This is a genomic window from Streptococcus rifensis (assembly GCF_053203525.1).
Genome location: NZ_JBRUCW010000012.1, coordinates 27,772 through 49,523, shown reverse-complemented (window position 1 = coordinate 49,523; position 21,752 = coordinate 27,772). Strand labels below are relative to the sequence as shown.

Below are 21,752 nucleotides of genomic sequence, written 5' to 3'. Positions count from 1 at the left end.
CACAGCTCACAGCTCACAGCTCACAGCTCACAGCTCACAGCTCACGCTGATTATGTAATCGGACGTGTTTTTTGTCAAGCACTAAAACAGGCTTTTTCACGTTTTTGTGGAAGAGTTTTTTGTTTTATTAGAATCGAGGTGTGCAATGCCTAAGTCTATCGAAGAAAAAGTAGAAGAATTTTACAAAACAAATCTTGATAACTTAGGTATTACATACTATGGTAAAACACAAGCAAATTTGATGAGTAAAAGTATTTCTGATGCTTTGTCCTCAGCTCCTTCTAAATCTGGTGGGCAAGGCAGTAATTACCCTGATATTATGCTAATGCTTAGTTCTAAGACATTGAACCGACATATTCCAGTTATTATTGAAGCAAAGGGTTCTAAGAATAAACTGGAAAAAATTGATAAAGATGAGAATATAGTTCAAATTGTACCATGGGCATCTGATTCAAAAGAAGGTGCTAAGAATCCACATAGAAAAGGCGACCCTAATCCCACTGCTATTGTCCAATTTGCTGTAAATGGTGCCTATCATTATGCAAAAAATATATTAGAGAGTGAATTTTCAATTTATGATGAGATTATTTTCATAGGGATTAACGGAACTGAACTCGATGAAGATAACAAAGTAAAAAATCCTGAACAAAAAGCTTATTATCTATCAAAGCTAAATAAATTCCAACCTAAGCATATTGCTGATTTGGATAAATCATGGGATTTGTTGAAAGATTTTAATTTAGAAAAACTCTTTGCTATTTTAGATAAACTAACTCTATCCGAAGAAGAATTAGAAGCTCTAACTCATAGGACGGAAGATGAACTTGAAAAAGCGGTCAAGAAAATACACCAAGAGATTTATGAAAACGCATCTTTAAAAAATGCTCTGACTACCAATGAGAAATTATATGTCTTTTCTGGTCTAATCATGGCAGGTTTGCAAACAAGTGGAGTTAGCCGATTAACCCCCAAAGCCCTTGAAGGAAATGATGACAAAGTAGAGAATGACGGTCAGACAATTCTACGCAGAATCAAAACATTTTTGAAGAAACGTAAAGCAGATTCCCATAAAATAACAATGATTGAAGATTTGCTGAGACCAATTTTCACAAAACAAGTTCTTTGGAAACCTTATAATGGAGAATCCTTAATTAAACAAATTTTTACTGATATTTATAATACCATCATTCCATTACTAGAATCAGATTTACAACTTGATTTCACAGGAAAAATACTAAATTCCCTCAACGACTGGGTATCTATTGAAAATGATGTATCTAATGATGTCGTCTTAACACCAAGATATGTTACAGAATTGATGGTCAAGTTGACACGTACTGATATGGATTCCTATGTTTGGGACACTGCGATGGGTTCAGGTGGATTCTTAGTATCGGCAATGGATGCCATGCTAAAAGATGCACGCTCCAAAATTCAAGATAAGGAAAAATTATCTAATAAGATTTCGCACATCAAAGAACAACAATTGCTTGGGATTGAACTTCTCGGGAATATCTATATTTTAGCTATTCTTAATATGATTTTGATGGGAGATGGCTCTAGTAATATGAAAAATGGAAACTCCCATGAGTTATATCATAGAGAGAGTTTTCCAGCTAATGTCTTCTTATTGAATCCTCCATACTCTGCATCTGGTAAAGGATTTAACTTTGTTGAAGAAGCTTTTTCAAAAATGGAGAGAGGCTATGGAGCGGTTTTAATACAAGAAAATGCTGGTTCAAGCCAAGGACTACCATATACCAAACGCATCTTAGAGAAAAGTTCCTTAATTGCATCAATTCGCATGCCACACGATTTATTTGGTGGAAAAGCAAGTGTACAAACAGCTATTTATGTATTCAAGGTAAATGAACCACATAATGAAAAACAGGCAGTAACTTTTATTGATTTTTCAGAAGATGGCTATACACGTCAAAATCGTAAGAAATCTAGCCAAGCCGTCAATCTTCGTGATACTGATAATGCTAAAGCAAGGTATCAAGAAATTGTGGACATCGTTTTAGGAAACCTACCTGATACAACTTACTATACAGTAGAAAATAGGAAAGTTATCAGAGATAGAATTACTCTAAAAGGAGATGATTGGACGTTTAATCAGCATGCAAAAATTGAACGTATACCACAACTAGAAGATTTTAAGAAGTCTGTTAGCGATTTTTTATCTTGGCAAGTAGGTCAAATTATGAAAGAACAAGGTAAGTAGCCATGGAAGGACTGTTAGATAGAACTTGGGGGACATTCAAAAATAATGAACTTTTTGAAAAATTATCATTAAAACGGTTAAAAAAGACATTTGACAAGAAAAGTGATGTTTCTACTAAGAAAACGAAAGAGTATAATTTACCACTTATCAATGCTAAGGCTGGCAACAATGGTATCATGTATTATGGTAGAGAATGTGATTGGGAATCAGAGGAACTTACTTTAGATGTTGTAAATGATGGAGCAATATCAACTGGAATGGTCTATGCTCAACCACAAAGAACAGGCACTTTGTATAATGCTTATCAGATTCGATTAAAAGACAGGATTCCTACATATAGACAGCTTTTATTTTTACAACGATGCTTACAAACAAATATTCAGCTCAAATTTGATTACTATAATAAAGCAACTTGGGATGATAAAGTTGAGAACGAAACTATTGATTTGCCATTAAAAATCAGTTCTGACCTCAATAACTATAGTAAATCTGATATTGACTGGGAATTTATGGAAGAGTTTATAAAAGAGCTGGAAGCCGAACGTATCCAAGAGCTGGAAGCCTATTTGATAGCAACTAACCTAAATGACTATCGTTTGACAGATGAAGAACAAATTTGGTTAGATTATAAGCCAAAATTTAAATCATTCAAATTAGCTTCGACTTATGTTATGCGTGGTAAATTGATTGAGGTAGATGAAAAGGGATTGTTTGATATTGTTCCAACCAAAAAGAAGATAAATGCCAATAGCATCACTTTTGATGGTCAATTCCCTTATGTGGCAAGAGGGGAAAGTAAAAATGGCATTCGAGGTTATATAAACTTTGAAGAACAATATCTTAACCCTAAAAATACCATCTCATTTGGACAAGATACGGCGACCATGTATTATCAACCAAATTCTTATTTCACAGGAGATAAAATACAAGTATTCAAGTTAAATGAAGTTTACGGTTCTTTAACTGAAAATATAGCTTTATACCTTATAAGCTCTATGAAAAAATCATTTGCCAACTTTGTTTGGGGACAACAATCATTTGCTTTGGATGCTATTGCAGAAATACCAATAGAATTACCTGTTGATGACTGTGGGAATATTGATTTAAAATATATGAGCCAATATATACAATCCATCAAAAAAGCGACTATTGAAGACATTGTAAAGTATAAAGATAAAATTATAACTACCAGTCAAAATTTTGTCAATGAGTAAAAAAGACGATTTCCGTTTGGAAGTCGCCTTTTTTGATATTCTCGCAATTACTATATATTGTGTCTGGTGTAAACTGGTATATAGTTCCCAAAAATTTCTATGATACTATCAAGGTATGACTCAAATTCTAGAATTTGTAATTCAAGTGCATTTTTCTTTAACCAAATAGCAAGGTCTTGATTTGGGGTATAATTGTGTTCATATTCGAATAGTAATCTTTTTAGGAGAATTACAACCGCTGATTCGCCCCATATTTCATTTACCTTTTTTAACATAGGGAAGAAGCCACTTCCCTTTAATATATAATGTATATTTTGTGATAACTGATTGTTTCTAGGGCTAGTTGTTACTAAGGGAGAAGTATCAGTAGAGAAATTAATCAACGCTTCACTATACTCAGTTAGTTGTCTCGTCTCCGTGTCGAACAAACAATATTTTTCCGCAATTTTATTGGTAATAAATTGTTGAAGCATATCTCGTGAAGGTAGAGAAAGAATTAGTTTGGTCAGTTGTTTTGCATATTGTCCTCTAAAAGTCACTTCAAATCGTACCCAAGATTGAAATTGTTGAGCGAGTTGAGCATATCTACCATGATTTTCTAATTGTTCAGTGAGTTTGTCGTAAATTTTGAGGAAACTATTTGACCCTTTTTTACGTGAACCAATAGTCACTGTTTTAGCGTCAGCATCTATTTCAATCGCAGACATCTTCGAGTGATTACGATTTCCTTTGTAATTGATAATTTCAAATTTATGACTTTTTATATTGCTATAAATGTCGTTGACAGATAAAGGAAAGTTGAAGTAGTCAGCACAAAAGTCAATCCTACTTAAATGCATGTTCCAATATGGTTCATTTAACTTTTGGATAATCTCATAGATTCCGAAAGGTTCTTTATAGGAATTTTCATAGGCTTGTTGGTACAAGCTCAAAGCAGATGCTGAAAATTTAATAATGATTCCCATTTTAAAATAGTCTTCATGAAAAGCAATTCTTAAAAAATAGGGCATATTTTCAAAGCTGTAAGAAGTAGTATATCCCTGTGGAGAAATCCGTTCTTGAATCATTTCTCCAAATAATGAAGGGAGGGAAAGTTTTTCTGCAATGATTGCAGAAAGTTCGTTAGCAATTTGATTCCAATGATTTGGCCATTCACCAATTGTATCTTCGTTTGGTTGAATCACTATGGTTAGCTCATCTACACTGACATGAAGATGTTTGTTCTTGAAATTTATGTTTTGAAGTATATCGTTTGTCACTGATTTGTTCTCCTGTAATACAGTATTTGTACTGGAATCTGGGTTATTACATTATCCAGATGAGTTATGGTTTGCCTACCGCAGGTGGACTTCTAACCAGTCCAACCTATTGCCCAACCCATAGTTGTTTTCTAGCTTGTACTGGTTAGAAGTAATAATTTATTTGTAAGCCTTAAGTATTTCGTCAAATGATACGATTAGCTTAGCTTCTGCGATTTGATATCTAGGTCTTTCTCCAAAGGAAGAATTGTCAACAAGTTTGACCTCATAAATGCCTAATTTTGTGAAAATAGTACTAAAGATATTTTTATCAAATGGTAGTAGTAGGGTCTTCCAAGAAGCAGTGTTAGACTTTACACAGGCCAACCAACCTTCTTTTTTCTCTTCTTTGTTGCTAATTCCGACTACCGTAATAATTTCTGTAATCATAAGATTATTCCTCTTTCTTTATTTGTTATTTTTAATCAGATAAACTGAAAAGATATTTTCTCTCGATGAGAGCGTAAATAGTTTTTCAATCGTGAATTATAATTTAGACTTTCTTGACGATAAAAAATCAATCGAAGCATCTAAATGCAAAGTTGTAAAATTAGTTGCTGAACAGTTAAAATTTTAGCTGTGTTTCAGCAAGTTTTTAAATTTGTAAACTAAGAAAACGTCATAAGTTGAATGCTTTGTTTAATCGTAATTATAAAATTGAAACCGTTGCTGATGCTAATGCGAGTCCTAGAAAGCATAGATTGTTACACTCATTCTGACGCGTTATTTTCTGCGTCTTCACGCAATCGTTCAGACTTGATGCATAACGCTATCTGCAAAGCAGATTCATTCGCTACACAATCTATGCTTTCGTCAAACTGCGCACTACTCCATATCAACTTTTCTCAATTTTATAAAATTCGCTGATTAAGTCTAAAGTAGATTCAACTTATGAGAAGTTTTCATAAAGCGAATACAAGAATTTAAGAAACAAGTTGCTGTCAATCCATTATAAAAGTTTTTTCTGAGTTCAGAATCAACTAATTTTTTACAATTTTTGTATTTTAGCTGTAATTCTTTGAGTTGATTTTTTTGTTGCTCAATTTCATCGGCTAAATCGTTAAGCTCACGTTTTTTAAAATCAACTTTTTCTTCAAGCTCACACTCAAGAGAAGTAATTTCTTTTATCAGTTTGTCTTTTTTTGAAACATACTCACACAAAAATGAATCAAGTCTTGTGTTTGTGCTTGCAACACGTAAATTATTTTTATTCTCACCGACGATAATGCCGATAAAAATAGGGGCTCGATTTTCATTTGAGAAGCCAACGACTTTATACTCTTCGTTTGGTTTGATTTCAATGCCGGAACGTGATTTTTTTGTTTCGTCGAAATCAAATAATACGATTTTAGTTTGTAGTTCTTCAGGAATGCCGTCCCAGTCGGGGTAAATAAGCATAGTGTTTTCCTTTCTTTTAGAAAGCATCATCTTTTTTTATTTGTGAAAGATGTTATTATAGAGATAGACAATTATTTTTTTCACATTCAAACCTCTCTTTCGTTTTTTGAAGTACTTCTTGAGTCTAAGTATAAGACATTTAAAAAACAAAAGATATGAGTTTTTGAACGAGTTTTGAGTATAGCCACAAGTCCTTGTTTGACAAGGGTTTGAGCGTAATTTGAAGAAAAGTAGATAAAAATATTTCACAAAAATAAAGGAGTTAAGTGACCTATGTTATTTGAAATTTTTGATAAAAAAATTGAGCTATCCATCAAAAATATCATGAGTAGCTGTTCGAGTAGAGATGAATTTTATAAAATATTAGCTGAGAGAGAAGAAAGTAGATTATTTTATGAGTGTCATGTAGTCAATAGAAAAATCTGGTCTGACAACCATTCATGGAAAATATTCATGGATGAATTATCTAAAAGCTTAGAGATAACAGAAATAGTTGAAAGATTAGAATATCATATTGATTCTTCAAATTCAGTTACAGAATTAAAAATAATTCATGAACTTCTGCGAGAATGTTTTGCTCAATTCAAAATGAAAAAGAAAGATAGGCGATTATTAGAAAGTACTGTTTTAAGCTTATACAGTAAGCTTGAGGTCTTATTAAAATCTTCTCAACCTGTTGATGATGACTTTTCAAAAGATGACCACACACAGAGTCAGTATAAAGTATATATTGAGAATGCTATGATATTAACACTAGAATTAGTTAATCCTAAAAAATATTATTCAGTTGAGGAGATTTTATATTTTTTCAATCATGGCTTTCTACCAATAGGGTATTATATAAAAAACAATGATTTTCCGAATAAAAATATTAGTCGTCAAAGTATTGACCGTATTATTCAACAGATTTACGACGGGGATGATGATTTTTTACCTGAGAAAGTGACTCAAGATGGAAAAAGTTTTTATAACAAAAGGATATTTACGTTAATAGCAGATAAAAGTCGTAAATTACGAAAGCTAACTATCCCTTCGATGGAATTAATTATTTCACCAGATATAGTTAATGATATTTCAAGGACTATTGAGGTACTTACAGATTTTAAAAGTGATGATAAAAAGGATAAAAACGATGTGGAAAAAAAGGTTTACCGTCTACTTTCCGATTTATACCTGCCTGTTATCTATGCCGAAATCCAACAATTTATTTTTCAAAACTTGTTGGAAGAATTGAATAGGAATCCAATTCTGGTAATTAGTGAGAGATATTGTGACTTAATCTTGAATAATATTAAACAACAATCTAATGAAGTCTATATGCTGATTGACAGAGAGAAGGTACTTTTAGATATAGAGCATATTTATACCTTTATTCAATGTATGACTTTAGCAAAAACCGAATCTTTCCGATATGATTTCACAAGCACTGAAGCAAGTCTTAGAGCATTTGGAGTGATACCATCAAATAGGCTAAATAGTGTGTTTGAACTATTCAGAGGAAGTAAAAATCAACTGAAGTTTTCAAATGTCATTGATTCTTTCATAACAGAATATCTGTACATTGAAGTTAAACAAGATAGAAAGAAAATCAATAGTGTATTTCGAAGAGTCAGTGCATTTTTTATGGATGATGATGAAAAATTTAGCAGGGTTCAATATTGGAAATTAAAATTACTGAAAACCTCTTCTAATATTCAAGTGAATCAAACAGTAGCCTATGAGGAAATAGTAAAGTTGTGTCAAGAATATAATAGAGGTGGCAATCTTACATCTATAAAATCATCAAATAATGTGAATAGTGACACTTGTATTCCAAAGGAATATATTCCAGAAAACTTATGGAGGATGTATGGCATAGAGTGATATTCACAATGAACTTATCAATAAAAGAAAAACAAGCGATTTATAACTATGAAATCGCTTGTTTTATTATGTGACTTTTAGTCCGTCTCGCTCCGTAAGGTGCGAGACAAATAAACCACCCGCTATGCGGGTGCGCAATGGAGGTTATACCCAAAAAACTCCAAACGCGCTACAATAGAGGTGTTCAAGCCCACTGTAAAGCGAAAGGAGAAAAGTATGGCACAAAAGGCACATAGTTTATCACACACAAAGTGGATGTGTAAATATCACATTGTGTTCACCCCTAAGTATAGACGAAAAATCATCTATAATCAATATCGAAGCAGTCTAGGCGAGATATTCCACCGTTTATGTCGCTACAAAGGTGTAGAAAACATTGAAGGACATCTCATGCCAGACTATGTTCATATGTTGGTCAGTATTCCTCCGCGAATTAGCGTATCTAGTTTCATGGGCTATTTGAAAGGCAAAAGTGCTCTGATGATGTTAGACAAACACGCCAATCTCAAATATAAGTTTGGGAATCGCCATTTTGGGGCAGAGGGTTACTACGTGAGCACAGTTGGTCTTAATGAAGCCACCATAAAGAAATATATTCAAGAGCAGGAAAAGCATGATATTGTACTTGATAAACTGAGTGTGAAAGAATATGAAGATCCCTTTAGGGATAATGGCAAGTAGTACCAACACCTCTTTGAGAGGTTTGTGACGTGTCAAGAGCAGTGAGGCTTGAACAAAGTGAAAGCCAGCGTCTTTAGGCGCTGGCTGGTGATGTGGGCTTATAGCCCCTGTTCAAACCACCCGTTTGACGGGTGGTCATGATTAATAATTTGAACGGCTTATTCTTTTATTAAAGTTACAGTATCCCCTGTATCTCCTGCTAAGTCAGGTATTGTTACAGAATCTCCTGATACTGAATATTTCAGTTCAGTACCATTACTATCACTGATAATCTGTTTGTCTGTATCGATGGTTACTTTCTCGGAATAAAGATATTTTACATTATTTCCTCTCTCAGAAAGAAGATTGAGATTCAGAATATTCTTATTATCACTGACTTTTAGTTCATAATGTAATGTTAAGTTTTCGTCTTCGAATCCCATTTCAGAGCCATCAATACCGCCTTTTTCATATGAATATGTTCCTGATAACTGACTATCATTAGTATTCGATTGATTACCACAAGCACAAAGGACAATAGATAGTGTTAGAGTTAGTAGGGTCAATATTAGTTTCTTTATATTCATTAGTCTGCTCTTTTCTTTAATTGTTTGAAATTATATTTTCTAGCTCAGAATCATTTGGAGCTGTAGATGGGTAAGTTTCAAATACTAGCTTGGGTACAATGTAGATATTCGCAAGGCTAGATAATATTATTTGTTCTGAAATAATCTCTTCTCCTATTACTTGGTTACTAGTAATATCCCATAAAGAGTTTCCATAATCAGTAGATATTAAGAAATATTTAGAATCTAATTCATTATTTTGAAATTTTTGGGCATAATCTGTTTGACGATTAGCAAGAGTTGGTGGAAGTATTTCTAGTTGAACAGATTCATTGGCCGATAAATCACTAGCTAGAGCAACCTGAGCGATTTTTACTCTTTCTGCTCGTCCTGACAATGTTGTATAACCGTATAAAGTAAAATATGCTCCATATAGGTAACGGTTGTTAGAATCTGTGGTTGTCCCTAAGAGCTTCTCGTCATAGTGATTAGTGACTGTTAATTTCAATCGTCTAGTTGCTTCATCATAACCGTTAATCGTGACATTTAGCTTTGTCAATTCAGAAGGAAGGTAGTCATTAGTAACATTTAGACTAGCCTGTCCGTTGAAGATGTTGGGTTGATTCTCATTCCATGCTTTTTGACTACGTTCTTCAATCTCATTATGGTAGTTTGAACCATCAGTTTCAGCTACTTCTTCATAAAACTCCTTCAACCAATTATTTCTTTGTTCCTCGGAGATTACATCTTTTGAAGAAGATGAAGTTTCAACAATCTTTTCAGACGATTTTGTGGTATTTTCATTACTCTGACAAGCAAATAAGAGTACTGTAGATGCCAATAGTGTAAAGCTCGCTAAAAATTTCTTTTTGTTCATAGTGTGTCTCCTTATTTATAACCAACCGTTCTTCTTCGCAATATCATCATAGAACTCAGAACGGTCATTCCTTCGTTTTAATTCTTCTGCTACTTTATTTTGAGCTTCGGTATTATCTCTAATGTTACGTTGCTCTTGCGCGTGTTGTTCTGCACGTTGTCTAGCCAGACGAGCTTCCGATTCTCTTGTCTCTTTTATAACAGCTTTCGATGCTTGCTCAACCCTTCTAGTCGATAATTCTATATCCCAAAGATTCAAAGCTTTTCCGATGGTCTTCGCTTGCCCATATTCTAATTTCTGTATGAAGAAATTTATGACTTCATCATTAGTCCAATACTGGTTGGGAATGGAAATGGTATTCATAATATTCATCAATTCATTTTGATGGTTCAGTAGTTGAGTTTCAGTGGATTTCAAGGTATTTTTCAGATTATCTACCACTAATTGTTGCTTTCTACGCTTTCCAGGTACGAGAGCGTTTTTCTTTCGATTCTCTGGAATAACAACATTTTCATAGTAGATTTTATTTTTTTGAACCTGTCTGATACTATATAAAACCCAGACTATCAAAAGCCCAACCACAATCGGAACAGGAATTGAGGGTGGATAATAGATAAAGTCTTCAACCGCTTTTATTGGGATATAGAAGAATGTATCCTCAAACTCAAAATCTTGGAAAAGTATAAAAGTTCGAATAATTGTTTCTATAATGACACCAATAATGGCAATCCCTGCCATAGATAATAGTGCAACTATAAAAAATATGATAAATACAATCAGAGATGGTATATGAATCAGATTGAAAATAGTAAACCCTCTTATGCGAATATCCCATTTAAAGTCCTCAAGAAATACTTTTTCATCTGAAATAGCATTCAGGGTAACCTCAGCTTGAAAAATTTCTCTTTCAAGTTCTTTTATTCTATTTTGTGTTGATGGGATTAGATTATTTTTTAATAATAAGTACCTTCTTAATGAATTAGCAATATCCATCTGGGCTCCTATATTTTAATTTTTATTACATTATAACGTATTAATACCAAGTTTGCAATGCAAAACGCAATGCATATTTAATGCGCAAAATGCTATATCCTAAAAACAAAAAGAGGAGAAAAGATATGGCATTTCAACTAAAATCAAATCGCAAAGAAACAGAAAATAAAACAATTCGTTTTCCAGTACCACTTATTGAAGAAATAGAGAAAGCAATTCAAAACAAGGATGTTACCTTTTCCAGCTTTGTGATTCAAGCATGTGAGTATGCGTTGAGGGATATGGAAGATAAAAAATAGTCTAATAATAAGGAACTATTGATTATTTTTAGAGTATAATATTTAGTAGTGAGAAAGAAACGAGGGAAAAATATTGGTCGAATCATATATCTCGGAATTATTACCAGCCAAGTATATAAAACGTCATCAATTGATGCTTTATTTGTATGATATTTTAGTTGATATATTGGTTAAGGCTGATAAATATAAATTGTCAAGCCTATCTTTTAAATTTACTAATGAGGTAGATGAGCAACTTGAACTTTTTGATGAGTTAGAGAGACGAAAGGATAAAGATATTTCTGAAAAAGTCTTTATCCCTCATATATTCTTTTCAATTCTACGAGATTTAAATTACTATCTTTTTGAATCACTGAGCTGTATAGAGAGGGGAAAGGTAACAGTTGCTTTTTCACTTGCTAGGAAACCTTTACAGGATAATTTGTTCTATTTAAGTTGGATACTAGTTCAACCACATGAATTTTTAGGAAAAATGCAATATGGAAGCCCTAAAGAATATGATGTTAGTGATTTAAAAGGAAAGAAAGATTTTATTATTGATTTATTCTCAAAAGCGAAGGTATTAGTTCAATCTAAAAATAGTTCACTGGATTTTAGTCAAGAATTACTTAATCCAGAATTGTTGTATGATGTAGTATACAATAGAAAGGCTGAAAATAGTTTGACTAGTGCATTTGATAAATCAATTCATTTGGTGACTAGAAATGAAAATTATCCCACTGAGAAGCAAAATCTTAATTTTATATTTGCAGATGATGAAATTTGGGATGAATTCTGGAATTTGTACTACGAAAAAATCCCATATATTCTACTATATTTGGTGGAGGTTATTGTTGCTATTTTTGAAAAATATGTAGATATAGATGAGGAAATATCAGAGTTTAACCGATATATCAGAAATTTGAAGATAATATTAGCACTATCAGAGGATGATAATAAAGAATTAGAGAGCATTTTTGATTTAATATTTAGCAGTGACCATCTTAGTATGAACTGTGATGAGTGTGGCAATCAATTTGAATTCAATATAGCTTTAGTGAATGAAATAAGAGAAGATTATCTTTATACTTGTCAGAAATGTGGGTTTGTAGAACGATTAGGACAATATTTTGTGAGCGACGAATTGTTAAGTCATCGTAGAAAAATTATGATTGATAATTCAGATAATGAAAATTGGAAGCTGGTCTTAGATAAATAAAAGATATTATAATAGAAATATTTTAGAAGAATATGAAGCCTTTTTGAATAATAGTTAGAAAGACAAAATATGAAGTTTAAAGATTATACTTGGGATAAAGAATTTGAAATAAAGGGATATTTTTCAGAACGTTCTGATGATATTGCTACTACTAATAATAGCCTAAGTGGTGTTTTACATTATTCGCCGAGAGAAATCGTACTAGAATTATTTGGTGCATTTGAAGAGGAAACAGGTATTTCATTCGGTTTTGGTAAGAATTTAGAAAAGGTATATGGGTATTCTAGCAATGGTAATATCTTAATTTTAAATACTTATGGAGAGCCAAGCGTGACCTCTACTTACCCTGGATTTCCTATCACCAAATATCGCGTAAAAAATTTTAAAATATATAACGTATTTTATAATGCAATTGATGATTTTGATGGAGGTTCAGAATCTTTCAAAGCCTTAATTAACAAGTTGGAATCTCAAGAAATTAAAGATTATAAATTTAGTTTTGAACATATTGAAGAATGGATTGAAAAATCATTAGTGACCATTAAGCATGGAGAGAAGCAAACTATTTTTGAGAGTGCAGTAAATGAATATCAACCAACAAAAGTATTAATAGAATCACTTGGGATGAACTTTGAAGATATGGCAATACTACATTCCTCGTTTACGACTACGTCATTTACAAGTGATTATTTTATTAAACTTACGTCAGCTGACTCAAGTATAAGATGTTTTGATGAATTCTATCAAGCTTCACGTAAATTTAAAGAATTTATTGAGATATTGTCAAATATCCCATTATCATTTACTAATATTGAGTTTCTAGTTGATTATAAAATGTTAAAAGATAAGCGTTTGCCGATTATAAAGGGGAAATACTTTGTTCAACATGCTAGAAAGTCTAAAAAATGGGGACATTCTCAGCAAGATATTTCTTTGAGGAAACTAGAAGATGACTTTGAACGGATTTTAAATCATTGGTTTAATAAATCTGAGGAACTTGAATTTATAGTAGGTCAATTTTCAAAAAATCTTCATGGTGATTTATATTTAGAAGACCAGCTAGTTGATGCTATTAGGAATATAGAAGTCTATTCTAGAAATTTTAAGAATTTTAAAATTGCACAATGTTTATCTGATATAGAAGAAAAAGAAAAACAATCGTTGCTTGATTATATAAATACACATATTTTAGTAGAGGTTAGAAGAAAGTTTAGAAATAGATTAAAATTTAATAAAAAAGAGCCTAGCCTTTCGGAACGTTTAAAAAATTTATTTGAGTTAATAGATGAGTTTAATCAAACTAAAATTTTTTTGAATAGTGATAAGGAATTATTGATAACAAAATTGATTCAAACGCGCAATTATTATACTCATGGCGATTCAAAAGATAAATATCCAGAAATGATAACAGATATTCATGAGATGTATGAAACTAAGTTGCTTCTTCAAGAAGTTTTGAGATACTATATCTATCAAGAATTGGGTATGAAATATGTATATAAAAATTTCTAAATAATTACACCGTACTTCTTTTTTGATGATTAAATTAAAATGAAAAAAAGTAAAAAGCTTCTCTTTAAAAGGAAGCTTTTTTGGTACAACTCAGATACTGCCATTGTCTATTTTTGGTCTTATTGGTAGAATTTTAAGTGATTTTAGTTTAATTTAGTGAATTTAGAAAGGCTTTAAATCAACGTTTTTGACGATTGCAAGACTTAAAAAATCGTGGAGCAAGTCTTGCATATTCATCATAAGATTTTTAAGATTCCTTTCGTATCAAGGGCTAAGCCCTTATGTGTTTGTTTTAGGCGATCAAAAGATCCCTTTTAAAAAATTAGGGAAACCATTTCCTATTCCCCTTTACTCTCTATATTATACCATGGAAAAGGGTCAAATTAAAGAAAGAGGTTAGAAGAAGAGGGTTAGATGATTTGGTTTTCTTGGATTCCTTCGGCATCCAAGAGCTTTTTAATGCGGTCGAATTGCAAGCGGAAATGGTCTAGACGGTGCCCATCAGAACCAATAGAATAGCGCTGACAGCCCAAATCATGGACGAGGTGAAGGGCATACTTGTATAACTCTTCATGACCGTATAGGTACATACTTTTCGCATTTAATTCGAAGGCTAGACCATGAGTTATCATTTTTTGGAAAATACGAATGAGCTGTGGTTCATAGACTTTTAACTGGCCAACTTCAAGATCAAAGAGTCGAAAACCATAATCAAAATGCGCCAGAACATCAGCTTCAACCCGACCAATGGCATATTCTAAGAGGTCTAGATACTCGCGGATAACCTGGTCTGGATGAAAATCTTTGACCTCATCATCGAGGTAGTCATTGGTGCCATTGTGATGAACAGAGAGTAGCTTGAGGTCATAGTGTTTACCTTCTAAATAGTCCAGGATATCTTGTTCCCTTGGTTGGTAATAACCGATTTCGATTCCTGTTTTGATGCGATTACCATAACGCTCATTTAGTGCTTGAATATGGTCAACATAAGCTTCATAATCAGGGACATCGTCTTGCTTGGTATAGGGGTTAGAGTAGTCAAAATGCTCAGTTGTGACGATTTCACCAGGGTAATGGTCGAGATAGGCTTCAAAGCTTTCATCAGAGTCGTATGAAAAATAGGTGTGTAGATGGTTATCACGCATGTTAAGCTCCTTGATTGTGGTTGCTACCATTATATCAAATTGAAGGTTCAAATGGTTTTTTTGAGCTAAACTGCCGAAAAACCCTATCGTAAAAGCGTGTTTTCCGAAAGAATGCCAGAAATGATAACAAAACTATTGAATTTTCTGACAAATAAAGGTACAATAAGGGAAATACTAAAACGACGACAGAAAAAAATCCCAAGGACCCAACAGAGAGTACGTGAGGTGAGAGCGTACACCCTTAGGAGAGCACATTCTGGAGTGCATGTTCGAAAAATGACCAATGAGTAGGGCATGACGGTTGACTCACGTTACGAGGGAAGTTTCAAACTTCATGAGGGTTACAGGGCAATCTGTGACTAAATTAAGGTGGTACCACGTAGGAATACGTCCTTTTAACAGTGTTAACTGTTAAGAGGTTTTTTTATACTTTTTTAAAAAGTTGGATAAAGATAATAATGGGTTCACCTATAAGAATTGGGGCTGACTAGCTAACCCTTTAGTTGAAACCTAAGAACAGAAGAGAAGGAGACAGAGATGGCGCTTAAAGGATTACGACAAATGGAACCATATATTCCAGGGGCACAACCCGATGATGCGAATATGATTAAATTAAATACCAATGAAAATGCTTATCCACCAAGTCCTGCTGTAGCCAGAGCCTTAGAAGAATTTTCTGTTCAGAATCTGGCGCGATATTCAAGCTTAGATCAATCAACCTTAAAGGAAGCTCTCGCCCAGCAATTAGGGGTTTCTAAGGAACAGCTGATTATCGGAAATGGGAGTGATGATATCCTTTCACTGGCCTTTTTAGCCTTCTTTAATTCGGAAGATCCGGTTCTCTTTCCTGATTTAACCTATGGCTTTTACAAGGTCTGGGCAGACCTTTACCAGGTCCCTTTTAAGGAAATTCCCCTGGCAGATGATTTTTCGATTGACTTTGAGGGTTACAAGCAAGTCAATGGTGGCATAATCATTGCCAACCCCAATGCCCCAACAGGATTTGGAAAGCCATTGGAGGCATTGGAAGAGTTCTTGAAAGCCCATGAGGATGTTGTGGTAATAGTGGATGAGGCTTATGTCAACTTTGGTGGGCAGACAGCTATCCCTTTATTAGACCACTATCCTAATCTTTTTATCACACGGACCTTTTCTAAAGACGCAAGTCTCGCAGGATTGAGGGTTGGTTACGGCATTGGGCACCCTGATTTGATTCAAGTGATGCAGGCGGTTAAGGACTCTGTTAATCCGTATTCTGTCGATAGCTTGGCGGAGAGCTTAGCGACTGCTGCAGTCAAGGACTGGGACTATTATCGTGATACTTGTAAGCAGACGATGGCGACAAGAGATGCCTTCTCAAAGGAATTAGAGACTTTAGGCTTTACGGTCTTAGACAGTCAGACCAATTTTGTCTTAGCGAAACCCAACCATTGTTCTGCACAAGCTCTTTTTGACCATTTGGAATCTCGGCATATCTACGTTCGTTATTTTCCTAAGAGCGAGCGCATCAAGGATTATTTGCGGATTTCCATAGGAACTGATCAGGAAATGAGGACCGTGATAGAAGTGATTAAGGAGACCTTGACAGATGACTAAAACTCAACTCCCCATTGGGATGCGCGATAAGCTCTTTAAACGTGCCAAAAGCATGTATAAATTAGAGCACGATATTTCGGACTTATTGATGGATAAAGGCTACCACCGCATTGAAACCCCAACTCTGGAGCACTCAGAAGTCTTTTCCAACACCATTAACCCGAATCACTACAATCTTTTTGATAAAAAAGGTGGCCTCCTAACCTTACGACCGGATATTACCAGTCAGATTGGGCGTGTCATGGCTTCGACTCGTGTTCAAGCACCCATTCGTTTTTCCTACTCAGGCAAGGTCTTCTATTACAATGAAGAACTAAGAGGCTTGGTCAATGAGCGCACGCAAGCGGGTATTGAATTGATCGGCTATCCGGTCCAATCTGCCCTCCAAGAAGCTGTTTTAACAGCTAATGAGGCCTTGCAAAAAGCTGGTTTAACTCAATACCACTTTGAATTTTCACATGCCCGTATCCTGCAAATTGTGTTTGAATCTTTGGCCTTAGATGAGGAAAATCAGGGTAAGCTAGAAACACTCATCAGAGATAAAAACATTACGGGTCTCCATACATTCACAACCGTTTATCCTAGTGAATTTTCCGATTTATTGAAGGAATTACCTTATCTCTTTGGAGACAGTGATGTGGTTTTAGAAAAAGCAAGGCAACTGGTCAAAGATAAAGCCATTTTAGAAGCATTGGATAATCTAGAAACCCTGATTAAGAGTCTATCACCTGATTTAGCAGGAACGACGATCGATTTAGCCCAGCTTTCGACTCAGGATTACTACACAGGCATTCTGTTTAAGGTTTTTAATCCGAAAGTGCCGAGCGCTTTCATGTCTGGTGGTCGTTATGATAAACTGTTCAAACGGTTCGGTGGCGAAGACTTAACAGCGGTAGGCTGGGCCATTGATATTGATGCGATTTATGATGCCCTAAAGGATTCACTTTTATATGAAGGAGGTGAGCGGTGATGACAAGACCAATTACGATAGCCCTAACCAAGGGACGTATCGAAAACGACACCATTAAGCTCTTGACACGCGCCGGGTTTGATCTTACTTTCATGGAAGACAAGGGCAGGCATTTAATCTTTGAGGATCCGATACAACAGCTGCGATTTCTACTCGTCAAGGCACCGGATGTGACCACTTATGTCCGGCATGGTGTGGCGGATATAGGCATTGTCGGTAAGGATGTACTCATGGAGCATCCGACCGGTTACCTAGAAATGCTGGATCTCAACTTTGGACTTTGTAAATTCTCGGTAGCTTCTACCAAAGATTACCAGCCGAATGACCACAAACGGAAAGTTATTGCCACCAAATACCCAACGGTAGCGACGGATTTCTTTAACCAAAAAGGGGAAGATGTCGAAATCATTTCCATTCAAGGGAGTGTTGAAATCGCTCCGATCATTGGCCTAGCGGATGCTATCGTCGATATCGTGGAAACAGGGTCGACCTTAGTGGCCAATGGGCTAGAAGTGTACGAAGATATTTGCCGCATTTCAGCTCGTCTAATTGTTAATAAAGCAGCGCTGAAAAACAACCCATCCGTGTTAGACTTTATTAAGAAAATTGAAAAGATGGTCGGAACAGAGGAGGTACCCTTCACATGAAACGTTTAAAAGGAACAAATGAGGAAATCGCCCGTATTCTTGCTGAGGAACAGGTAGCTTTAACCCAACAAAATATAACCGTTGAGGCGACTGTTCGAGAAATCATCCAAGACGTTAGCCAAAGAGGCGATGAGGCGCTTAGAGAATACACAAAAGCTTTTGATGGTATAGAAATCGCGGATTTTAGGTTGTCTGAGACAGCCATCCAATCAGCCTATAACACCATTGAGCCAGACGTTCTAGCGGCTCTTAAAAATGCGGCCACAAATATTGAATCCTACCATAAACAACAAATGGAAACAGGCTTTGAAGATCAGCCTGTAGACGGGGTTATCCGAGGCCAGTTGGTTCGGCCCATCGAACGTGTCGGCGTCTATGTGCCAGGTGGAACAGCTGCCTATCCGTCTTCTGTCCTGATGAATGTGATTCCTGCTAAAATTGCAGGAGTCAAAGAAATCATCATGATCACACCGCCTCAGGAAACCTTTAATCCAGCCATCTTAGTTGCGGCTGACTTAGCAGGTGTTGATCAGATTTTCCAAGTTGGAGGTGCTCAAGGAGTCGCGGCCTTGGCTTATGGGACGCAGACAATTCCTAAAGTGGACAAAATCACAGGACCAGGAAATATCTACGTTGCGACAGCTAAGAAAGAAGTGTTTGGTCAAGTCGGCATCGATATGATTGCAGGGCCCTCTGAAATTGGAGTTATTGCTGATGAGACAGCCAATCCAGCCTATGTGGCTGCTGACTTATTATCCCAAGCTGAGCATGATGTGTTAGCCCGTGCGATTCTAGTGACTAACTCAGAAAAGTTGGCAGATGCGGTTGAGATTGAAGTCGAAAAGCAATTAAAACAGCTGCCACGAGAAAACATAGCGCGCCCATCGGTGGAAAACAATGGACGCATCATTATCGCTAAGGACAAGGATAGCATGTTTGCCCTGATGAACTTAGTGGCACCTGAACATTTGGAAATCGCTATGGAAAATGCTTATGGCTACCTGAATCAGGTTGAAAACGCCGGCTCCATCTTTTTGGGCCATTACACAAGTGAGCCGATTGGAGATTATTACGCTGGAACTAACCATGTCTTGCCGACAACGGCAACTAGTCGGTTCTCATCTGCTCTTGGTGTCTATGACTTTATCAAGCGCATCCAGTACACCCAGTATTCTAAGGCGGCTATTCATGAGGCTGAAAAGGATATCACGACTTTGGCATACTCTGAAGGCTTACAAGCTCATGCAAAAGCTATTGAAATCAGAAAGGATTAACCGATGAGAACAGCAACCATTGAACGCAACACTTTTGAAACTAAAATTAAACTAAAGCTCAATCTTGATGCTCAGGAGCCTGTAGACATCGATACAGGAGTTGGTTTTTTTGACCACATGCTCACCCTGTTTGCTAGACATAGTCGGATTTCCCTTATCGTCAAAGCTGATGGAGACCTGCATGTGGATAGTCACCATACCGTAGAAGATGTGGGGATTGTGCTAGGACAAGCGATTAAAGAAGCACTGGGAAATAAGGCCGGAATTAACCGTTATGGGACGAGCTTTGTCCCCATGGATGAAACCTTAGGCCTGTCAAGTCTAGATTTATCTGGGCGCTCCTATCTGGTTTTTGATTGTCAATTTGACAATCCTAAGCTTGGTGCCTTTGACACGGAGTTGGTTGAGGAATTTTTCCAGGCTCTGGCTTTTAATCTTCAAATGACCCTCCACCTTAAAATTATTCATGGCAAAAACAGCCATCACAAGGCAGAAAGTCTTTTTAAGGCCACAGGTCGAGCTTTGCGGGAAGCCATTACCATTAATCCAGAGATTCATGGGGTAAATTCAACAAAGGGGTTATTATGATTGTTGTCATTGATTATGATGCTGGCAATACAGCTAATGTCCTGAGAGCCCTCAAAAAATTAGGGGTCCAGGCCCTGTTATCAGCTGATCCAGATCACATCTTGTATGCTAAGGCCTTGATATTACCGGGAGTTGGGGCTTTCCCTGCTGCCATGGCAGAACTTGAAAAACGTGGGCTCGTTGAGGTAATCAAGCAAGCAGTTGCTGAGGGGACTCCTCTTCTAGGCATCTGTTTGGGCATGCAGCTATTAACAGAAACGGGTTTAGAACATCAAGAAACCAAGGGGTTCGGCTTTATTCCAGGCGTCTGTCGTCAAATCCCTCATCAAGCAGGTTATCCTGTTCCTCATATGGGGTGGAACGCTTTAGAAGTCGAGCAGGAAACAGCTTTGACACCAGGTCTTGAGGGCCAGTCCGTTTATTTTGTGCATAGCTATTACACAGATGTTCCCAAACCATACATCGATGTCACGGCTCAATACAGCTTGACAGTGCCTGCCATGATTCATAAAGACAATGTCTATGGGGCCCAATTTCATCCTGAGAAATCCGGTGATGTTGGCCTAGGGATCCTTTCCAAGTTCGTTGCGCTTTGCCAGTAGCAGAACTAGGCTTCAAGAACGTGATGGAGCGCTTATCTTCATCGGTCAAGCGAAAACCAACCATTGGGATTCGCTTGGTGATCAAATGGCTTAAATAAGGAGAAACACATGCAAATTTTACCTGCAATTGATATCAAGGATGGCCAAGCTGTCCGTCTCTTTAAGGGAGATTTTAAGCAACAGACGGTTGTTAATCCGGATGTTTTAGGACAAGCCCGGCTATTTGCCGATGCTGGGATTGCCTTTATTCATGTGGTGGATTTAGATGGGGCCTTAGACGGCCAAGCGACCAACCGAGACCTCATTGCTACCATCAAAAAAGAGACTGGACTAGGTATTGAAGTTGGTGGTGGTATTCGGACTATGGCGCAAATCCAGGATTACCTCGATGTCGGTATTGACCGTGTGATTATTGGATCAATGGCTGTCAAGAATCCTAGTTTTGTGCAAGATGCCATTGAAGCCTTTGGGACGGATAAAATTGTGGTCGGCATCGATGCTAAATCGGGGATGGTAGCCACAGAAGGCTGGTTAGAAACCTCGGATGTTCACTTTTTAGACCTGGCCAAAGCCATGGAAAAAAGAGGTGTCCGGCTTTTTGTTTATACAGATGTGGATAAGGATGGTACCCTGAGCGGACCGAACTTTGAGCACTATAAACAGTTGGTTGCTGAATTGACAACTGCCAAGGTCATTGCCTCTGGAGGCATTGCCGAACTAAACGATTTGATTCAGCTACAAGAAATTGGGGTAGCTGGGACTATCGTTGGGAAGGCTTATTATAATGGCAATATTAGCTTAGAGGAATTAAAAAAGGTGGAGAATTAA

Annotated in this window: 21 protein-coding genes; 14 read left to right on the top strand and 7 right to left on the bottom strand. The window is 36.1% G+C overall.

Annotated elements, in window-relative coordinates:
• Positions 1 to 145: 145 nt before the first annotated feature.
• Positions 146 to 2,224 carry an HsdM family class I SAM-dependent methyltransferase gene (locus tag ACVRYP_RS08050; protein WP_447468218.1) on the top strand — a complete coding sequence of 693 codons (2,079 nt, stop codon included), beginning with the start codon at positions 146 to 148 and terminating at the stop codon, positions 2,222 to 2,224.
• 2 nt (positions 2,225 to 2,226) lie between these two features.
• Complete coding sequence (locus ACVRYP_RS08045) at positions 2,227 to 3,438, top strand: restriction endonuclease subunit S (protein WP_447468217.1); 1,212 nt, start codon at positions 2,227 to 2,229, stop codon at positions 3,436 to 3,438.
• A 50-nt stretch (positions 3,439 to 3,488) separates the two neighbouring features.
• Here ACVRYP_RS08045 and ACVRYP_RS08040 read toward each other — a convergent pair whose 3' ends face one another.
• From ACVRYP_RS08040 to ACVRYP_RS08030, 3 genes are all read right to left on the bottom strand, one after another.
• Complete coding sequence (locus ACVRYP_RS08040; protein ID WP_447468216.1) at positions 3,489 to 4,697, bottom strand: replication initiation factor domain-containing protein; 1,209 nt, start codon at positions 4,695 to 4,697, stop codon at positions 3,489 to 3,491.
• A 159-nt stretch (positions 4,698 to 4,856) separates the two neighbouring features.
• A complete protein-coding gene (locus ACVRYP_RS08035; RefSeq protein ID WP_447468215.1) occupies positions 4,857 to 5,126 on the bottom strand; it encodes a hypothetical protein in 270 nt (89 codons plus the stop codon).
• A 483-nt stretch (positions 5,127 to 5,609) separates the two neighbouring features.
• Complete coding sequence (locus tag ACVRYP_RS08030; protein ID WP_447468214.1) at positions 5,610 to 6,134, bottom strand: hypothetical protein; 525 nt, start codon at positions 6,132 to 6,134, stop codon at positions 5,610 to 5,612.
• Between the two features lie 273 nt (positions 6,135 to 6,407).
• Here ACVRYP_RS08030 and ACVRYP_RS08025 point away from each other — a divergent pair, with 273 nt between their 5' ends.
• Positions 6,408 to 7,997, top strand: a complete 1,590-nt coding sequence (locus tag ACVRYP_RS08025) for a hypothetical protein (protein ID WP_447468213.1) — start codon at positions 6,408 to 6,410, stop codon at positions 7,995 to 7,997.
• A 216-nt stretch (positions 7,998 to 8,213) separates the two neighbouring features.
• On the top strand, positions 8,214 to 8,678 hold the full coding sequence (tnpA, locus tag ACVRYP_RS08020) for an IS200/IS605 family transposase (RefSeq protein WP_447468212.1): 465 nt from the start codon (positions 8,214 to 8,216) through the stop codon (positions 8,676 to 8,678).
• Positions 8,679 to 8,836: 158 nt separating this feature from the next.
• Here the strand turns inward: tnpA and ACVRYP_RS08015 are convergent, their stop codons facing one another.
• From ACVRYP_RS08015 to ACVRYP_RS08005, 3 genes are read right to left on the bottom strand one after another with little or no spacing between them, the layout of a single operon-like run.
• Positions 8,837 to 9,244, bottom strand: coding sequence for a hypothetical protein (locus ACVRYP_RS08015; RefSeq protein WP_447468211.1), 408 nt, complete (start codon positions 9,242 to 9,244; stop codon positions 8,837 to 8,839).
• Between the two features lie 16 nt (positions 9,245 to 9,260).
• Positions 9,261 to 10,100, bottom strand: coding sequence for a hypothetical protein (locus ACVRYP_RS08010; RefSeq protein WP_447468210.1), 840 nt, complete (start codon positions 10,098 to 10,100; stop codon positions 9,261 to 9,263).
• Between the two features lie 15 nt (positions 10,101 to 10,115).
• A complete protein-coding gene (locus tag ACVRYP_RS08005) occupies positions 10,116 to 11,093 on the bottom strand; it encodes a hypothetical protein (protein ID WP_447468209.1) in 978 nt (325 codons plus the stop codon).
• A gap of 125 nt (positions 11,094 to 11,218) precedes the next feature.
• On the opposite strand from ACVRYP_RS08005, the gene ACVRYP_RS08000 reads away from it, so the two are divergent.
• From ACVRYP_RS08000 to ACVRYP_RS07990, 3 genes are all read left to right on the top strand, one after another.
• Positions 11,219 to 11,392 carry a YlcI/YnfO family protein gene (locus ACVRYP_RS08000; RefSeq protein WP_018376428.1) on the top strand — a complete coding sequence of 58 codons (174 nt, stop codon included), beginning with the start codon at positions 11,219 to 11,221 and terminating at the stop codon, positions 11,390 to 11,392.
• 73 nt (positions 11,393 to 11,465) lie between these two features.
• A complete protein-coding gene (locus tag ACVRYP_RS07995; RefSeq protein ID WP_447468208.1) occupies positions 11,466 to 12,590 on the top strand; it encodes a hypothetical protein in 1,125 nt (374 codons plus the stop codon).
• Between the two features lie 69 nt (positions 12,591 to 12,659).
• Positions 12,660 to 14,102 (top strand): HEPN domain-containing protein, encoded by a 1,443-nt coding sequence (locus ACVRYP_RS07990; RefSeq protein ID WP_447468207.1) that lies wholly within the window; start codon positions 12,660 to 12,662, stop codon positions 14,100 to 14,102.
• Positions 14,103 to 14,512: 410 nt separating this feature from the next.
• Here ACVRYP_RS07990 and ACVRYP_RS07985 read toward each other — a convergent pair whose 3' ends face one another.
• Positions 14,513 to 15,247: a PHP domain-containing protein gene (locus ACVRYP_RS07985; RefSeq protein WP_447468206.1), complete on the bottom strand. Its 735-nt coding sequence runs from the start codon at positions 15,245 to 15,247 to the stop codon at positions 14,513 to 14,515.
• Positions 15,248 to 15,784: 537 nt separating this feature from the next.
• On the opposite strand from ACVRYP_RS07985, the gene hisC reads away from it, so the two are divergent.
• The 7 genes from hisC to hisA all read left to right on the top strand — a co-directional run bounded on the left by hisC (position 15,785) and on the right by hisA (position 21,752).
• Positions 15,785 to 16,843, top strand: a complete 1,059-nt coding sequence (gene hisC / locus ACVRYP_RS07980) for a histidinol-phosphate transaminase (protein ID WP_447468205.1) — start codon at positions 15,785 to 15,787, stop codon at positions 16,841 to 16,843.
• A complete protein-coding gene (locus ACVRYP_RS07975; protein ID WP_447468204.1) occupies positions 16,836 to 17,813 on the top strand; it encodes an ATP phosphoribosyltransferase regulatory subunit in 978 nt (325 codons plus the stop codon). The genes hisC and ACVRYP_RS07975 overlap by 8 nt, the downstream gene beginning before the upstream one ends.
• A complete protein-coding gene (gene hisG / locus ACVRYP_RS07970; protein WP_447468203.1) occupies positions 17,813 to 18,460 on the top strand; it encodes an ATP phosphoribosyltransferase in 648 nt (215 codons plus the stop codon). Before ACVRYP_RS07975 ends, hisG begins: the two co-directional genes overlap by 1 nt.
• Positions 18,457 to 19,734 (top strand): histidinol dehydrogenase, encoded by a 1,278-nt coding sequence (gene hisD / locus ACVRYP_RS07965; protein WP_447468202.1) that lies wholly within the window; start codon positions 18,457 to 18,459, stop codon positions 19,732 to 19,734. Before hisG ends, hisD begins: the two co-directional genes overlap by 4 nt.
• Before the next feature lie 3 nt (positions 19,735 to 19,737).
• The gene (hisB, locus tag ACVRYP_RS07960) at positions 19,738 to 20,322 is read left to right on the top strand and encodes an imidazoleglycerol-phosphate dehydratase HisB (protein WP_447468201.1); all 585 of its coding nucleotides are present in this window, start codon (positions 19,738 to 19,740) and stop codon (positions 20,320 to 20,322) included.
• On the top strand, positions 20,319 to 20,924 hold the full coding sequence (gene hisH, locus ACVRYP_RS07955; protein ID WP_447468200.1) for an imidazole glycerol phosphate synthase subunit HisH: 606 nt from the start codon (positions 20,319 to 20,321) through the stop codon (positions 20,922 to 20,924). The genes hisB and hisH overlap by 4 nt, the downstream gene beginning before the upstream one ends.
• Positions 20,925 to 21,032: 108 nt before the next feature.
• Positions 21,033 to 21,752 carry a 1-(5-phosphoribosyl)-5-[(5-phosphoribosylamino)methylideneamino]imidazole-4-carboxamide isomerase gene (gene hisA, locus ACVRYP_RS07950; RefSeq protein WP_447468199.1) on the top strand — a complete coding sequence of 240 codons (720 nt, stop codon included), beginning with the start codon at positions 21,033 to 21,035 and terminating at the stop codon, positions 21,750 to 21,752.

Coding starts and splice junctions, on each gene's coding strand:
- ACVRYP_RS08000 (WP_018376428.1), top strand. CDS start 11,219: ATGGCATTTCAACTAAAATCAAATCGCAAAGAAACAGAAAATAAAACA.
- ACVRYP_RS07985 (WP_447468206.1), bottom strand. CDS start 15,247: ATGCGTGATAACCATCTACACACCTATTTTTCATACGACTCTGATGAA.
- ACVRYP_RS08010 (WP_447468210.1), bottom strand. CDS start 10,100: ATGAACAAAAAGAAATTTTTAGCGAGCTTTACACTATTGGCATCTACA.
- ACVRYP_RS08050 (WP_447468218.1), top strand. CDS start 146: ATGCCTAAGTCTATCGAAGAAAAAGTAGAAGAATTTTACAAAACAAAT.
- hisD (WP_447468202.1), top strand. CDS start 18,457: ATGAAACGTTTAAAAGGAACAAATGAGGAAATCGCCCGTATTCTTGCT.
- hisA (WP_447468199.1), top strand. CDS start 21,033: ATGCAAATTTTACCTGCAATTGATATCAAGGATGGCCAAGCTGTCCGT.
- ACVRYP_RS07990 (WP_447468207.1), top strand. CDS start 12,660: ATGAAGTTTAAAGATTATACTTGGGATAAAGAATTTGAAATAAAGGGA.
- ACVRYP_RS08030 (WP_447468214.1), bottom strand. CDS start 6,134: ATGCTTATTTACCCCGACTGGGACGGCATTCCTGAAGAACTACAAACT.
- ACVRYP_RS08025 (WP_447468213.1), top strand. CDS start 6,408: ATGTTATTTGAAATTTTTGATAAAAAAATTGAGCTATCCATCAAAAAT.
- ACVRYP_RS07975 (WP_447468204.1), top strand. CDS start 16,836: ATGACTAAAACTCAACTCCCCATTGGGATGCGCGATAAGCTCTTTAAA.
- tnpA (WP_447468212.1), top strand. CDS start 8,214: ATGGCACAAAAGGCACATAGTTTATCACACACAAAGTGGATGTGTAAA.
- ACVRYP_RS08045 (WP_447468217.1), top strand. CDS start 2,227: ATGGAAGGACTGTTAGATAGAACTTGGGGGACATTCAAAAATAATGAA.
- hisH (WP_447468200.1), top strand. CDS start 20,319: ATGATTGTTGTCATTGATTATGATGCTGGCAATACAGCTAATGTCCTG.
- hisG (WP_447468203.1), top strand. CDS start 17,813: ATGACAAGACCAATTACGATAGCCCTAACCAAGGGACGTATCGAAAAC.
- hisB (WP_447468201.1), top strand. CDS start 19,738: ATGAGAACAGCAACCATTGAACGCAACACTTTTGAAACTAAAATTAAA.
- ACVRYP_RS08005 (WP_447468209.1), bottom strand. CDS start 11,093: ATGGATATTGCTAATTCATTAAGAAGGTACTTATTATTAAAAAATAAT.
- ACVRYP_RS08035 (WP_447468215.1), bottom strand. CDS start 5,126: ATGATTACAGAAATTATTACGGTAGTCGGAATTAGCAACAAAGAAGAG.
- ACVRYP_RS08015 (WP_447468211.1), bottom strand. CDS start 9,244: ATGAATATAAAGAAACTAATATTGACCCTACTAACTCTAACACTATCT.
- hisC (WP_447468205.1), top strand. CDS start 15,785: ATGGCGCTTAAAGGATTACGACAAATGGAACCATATATTCCAGGGGCA.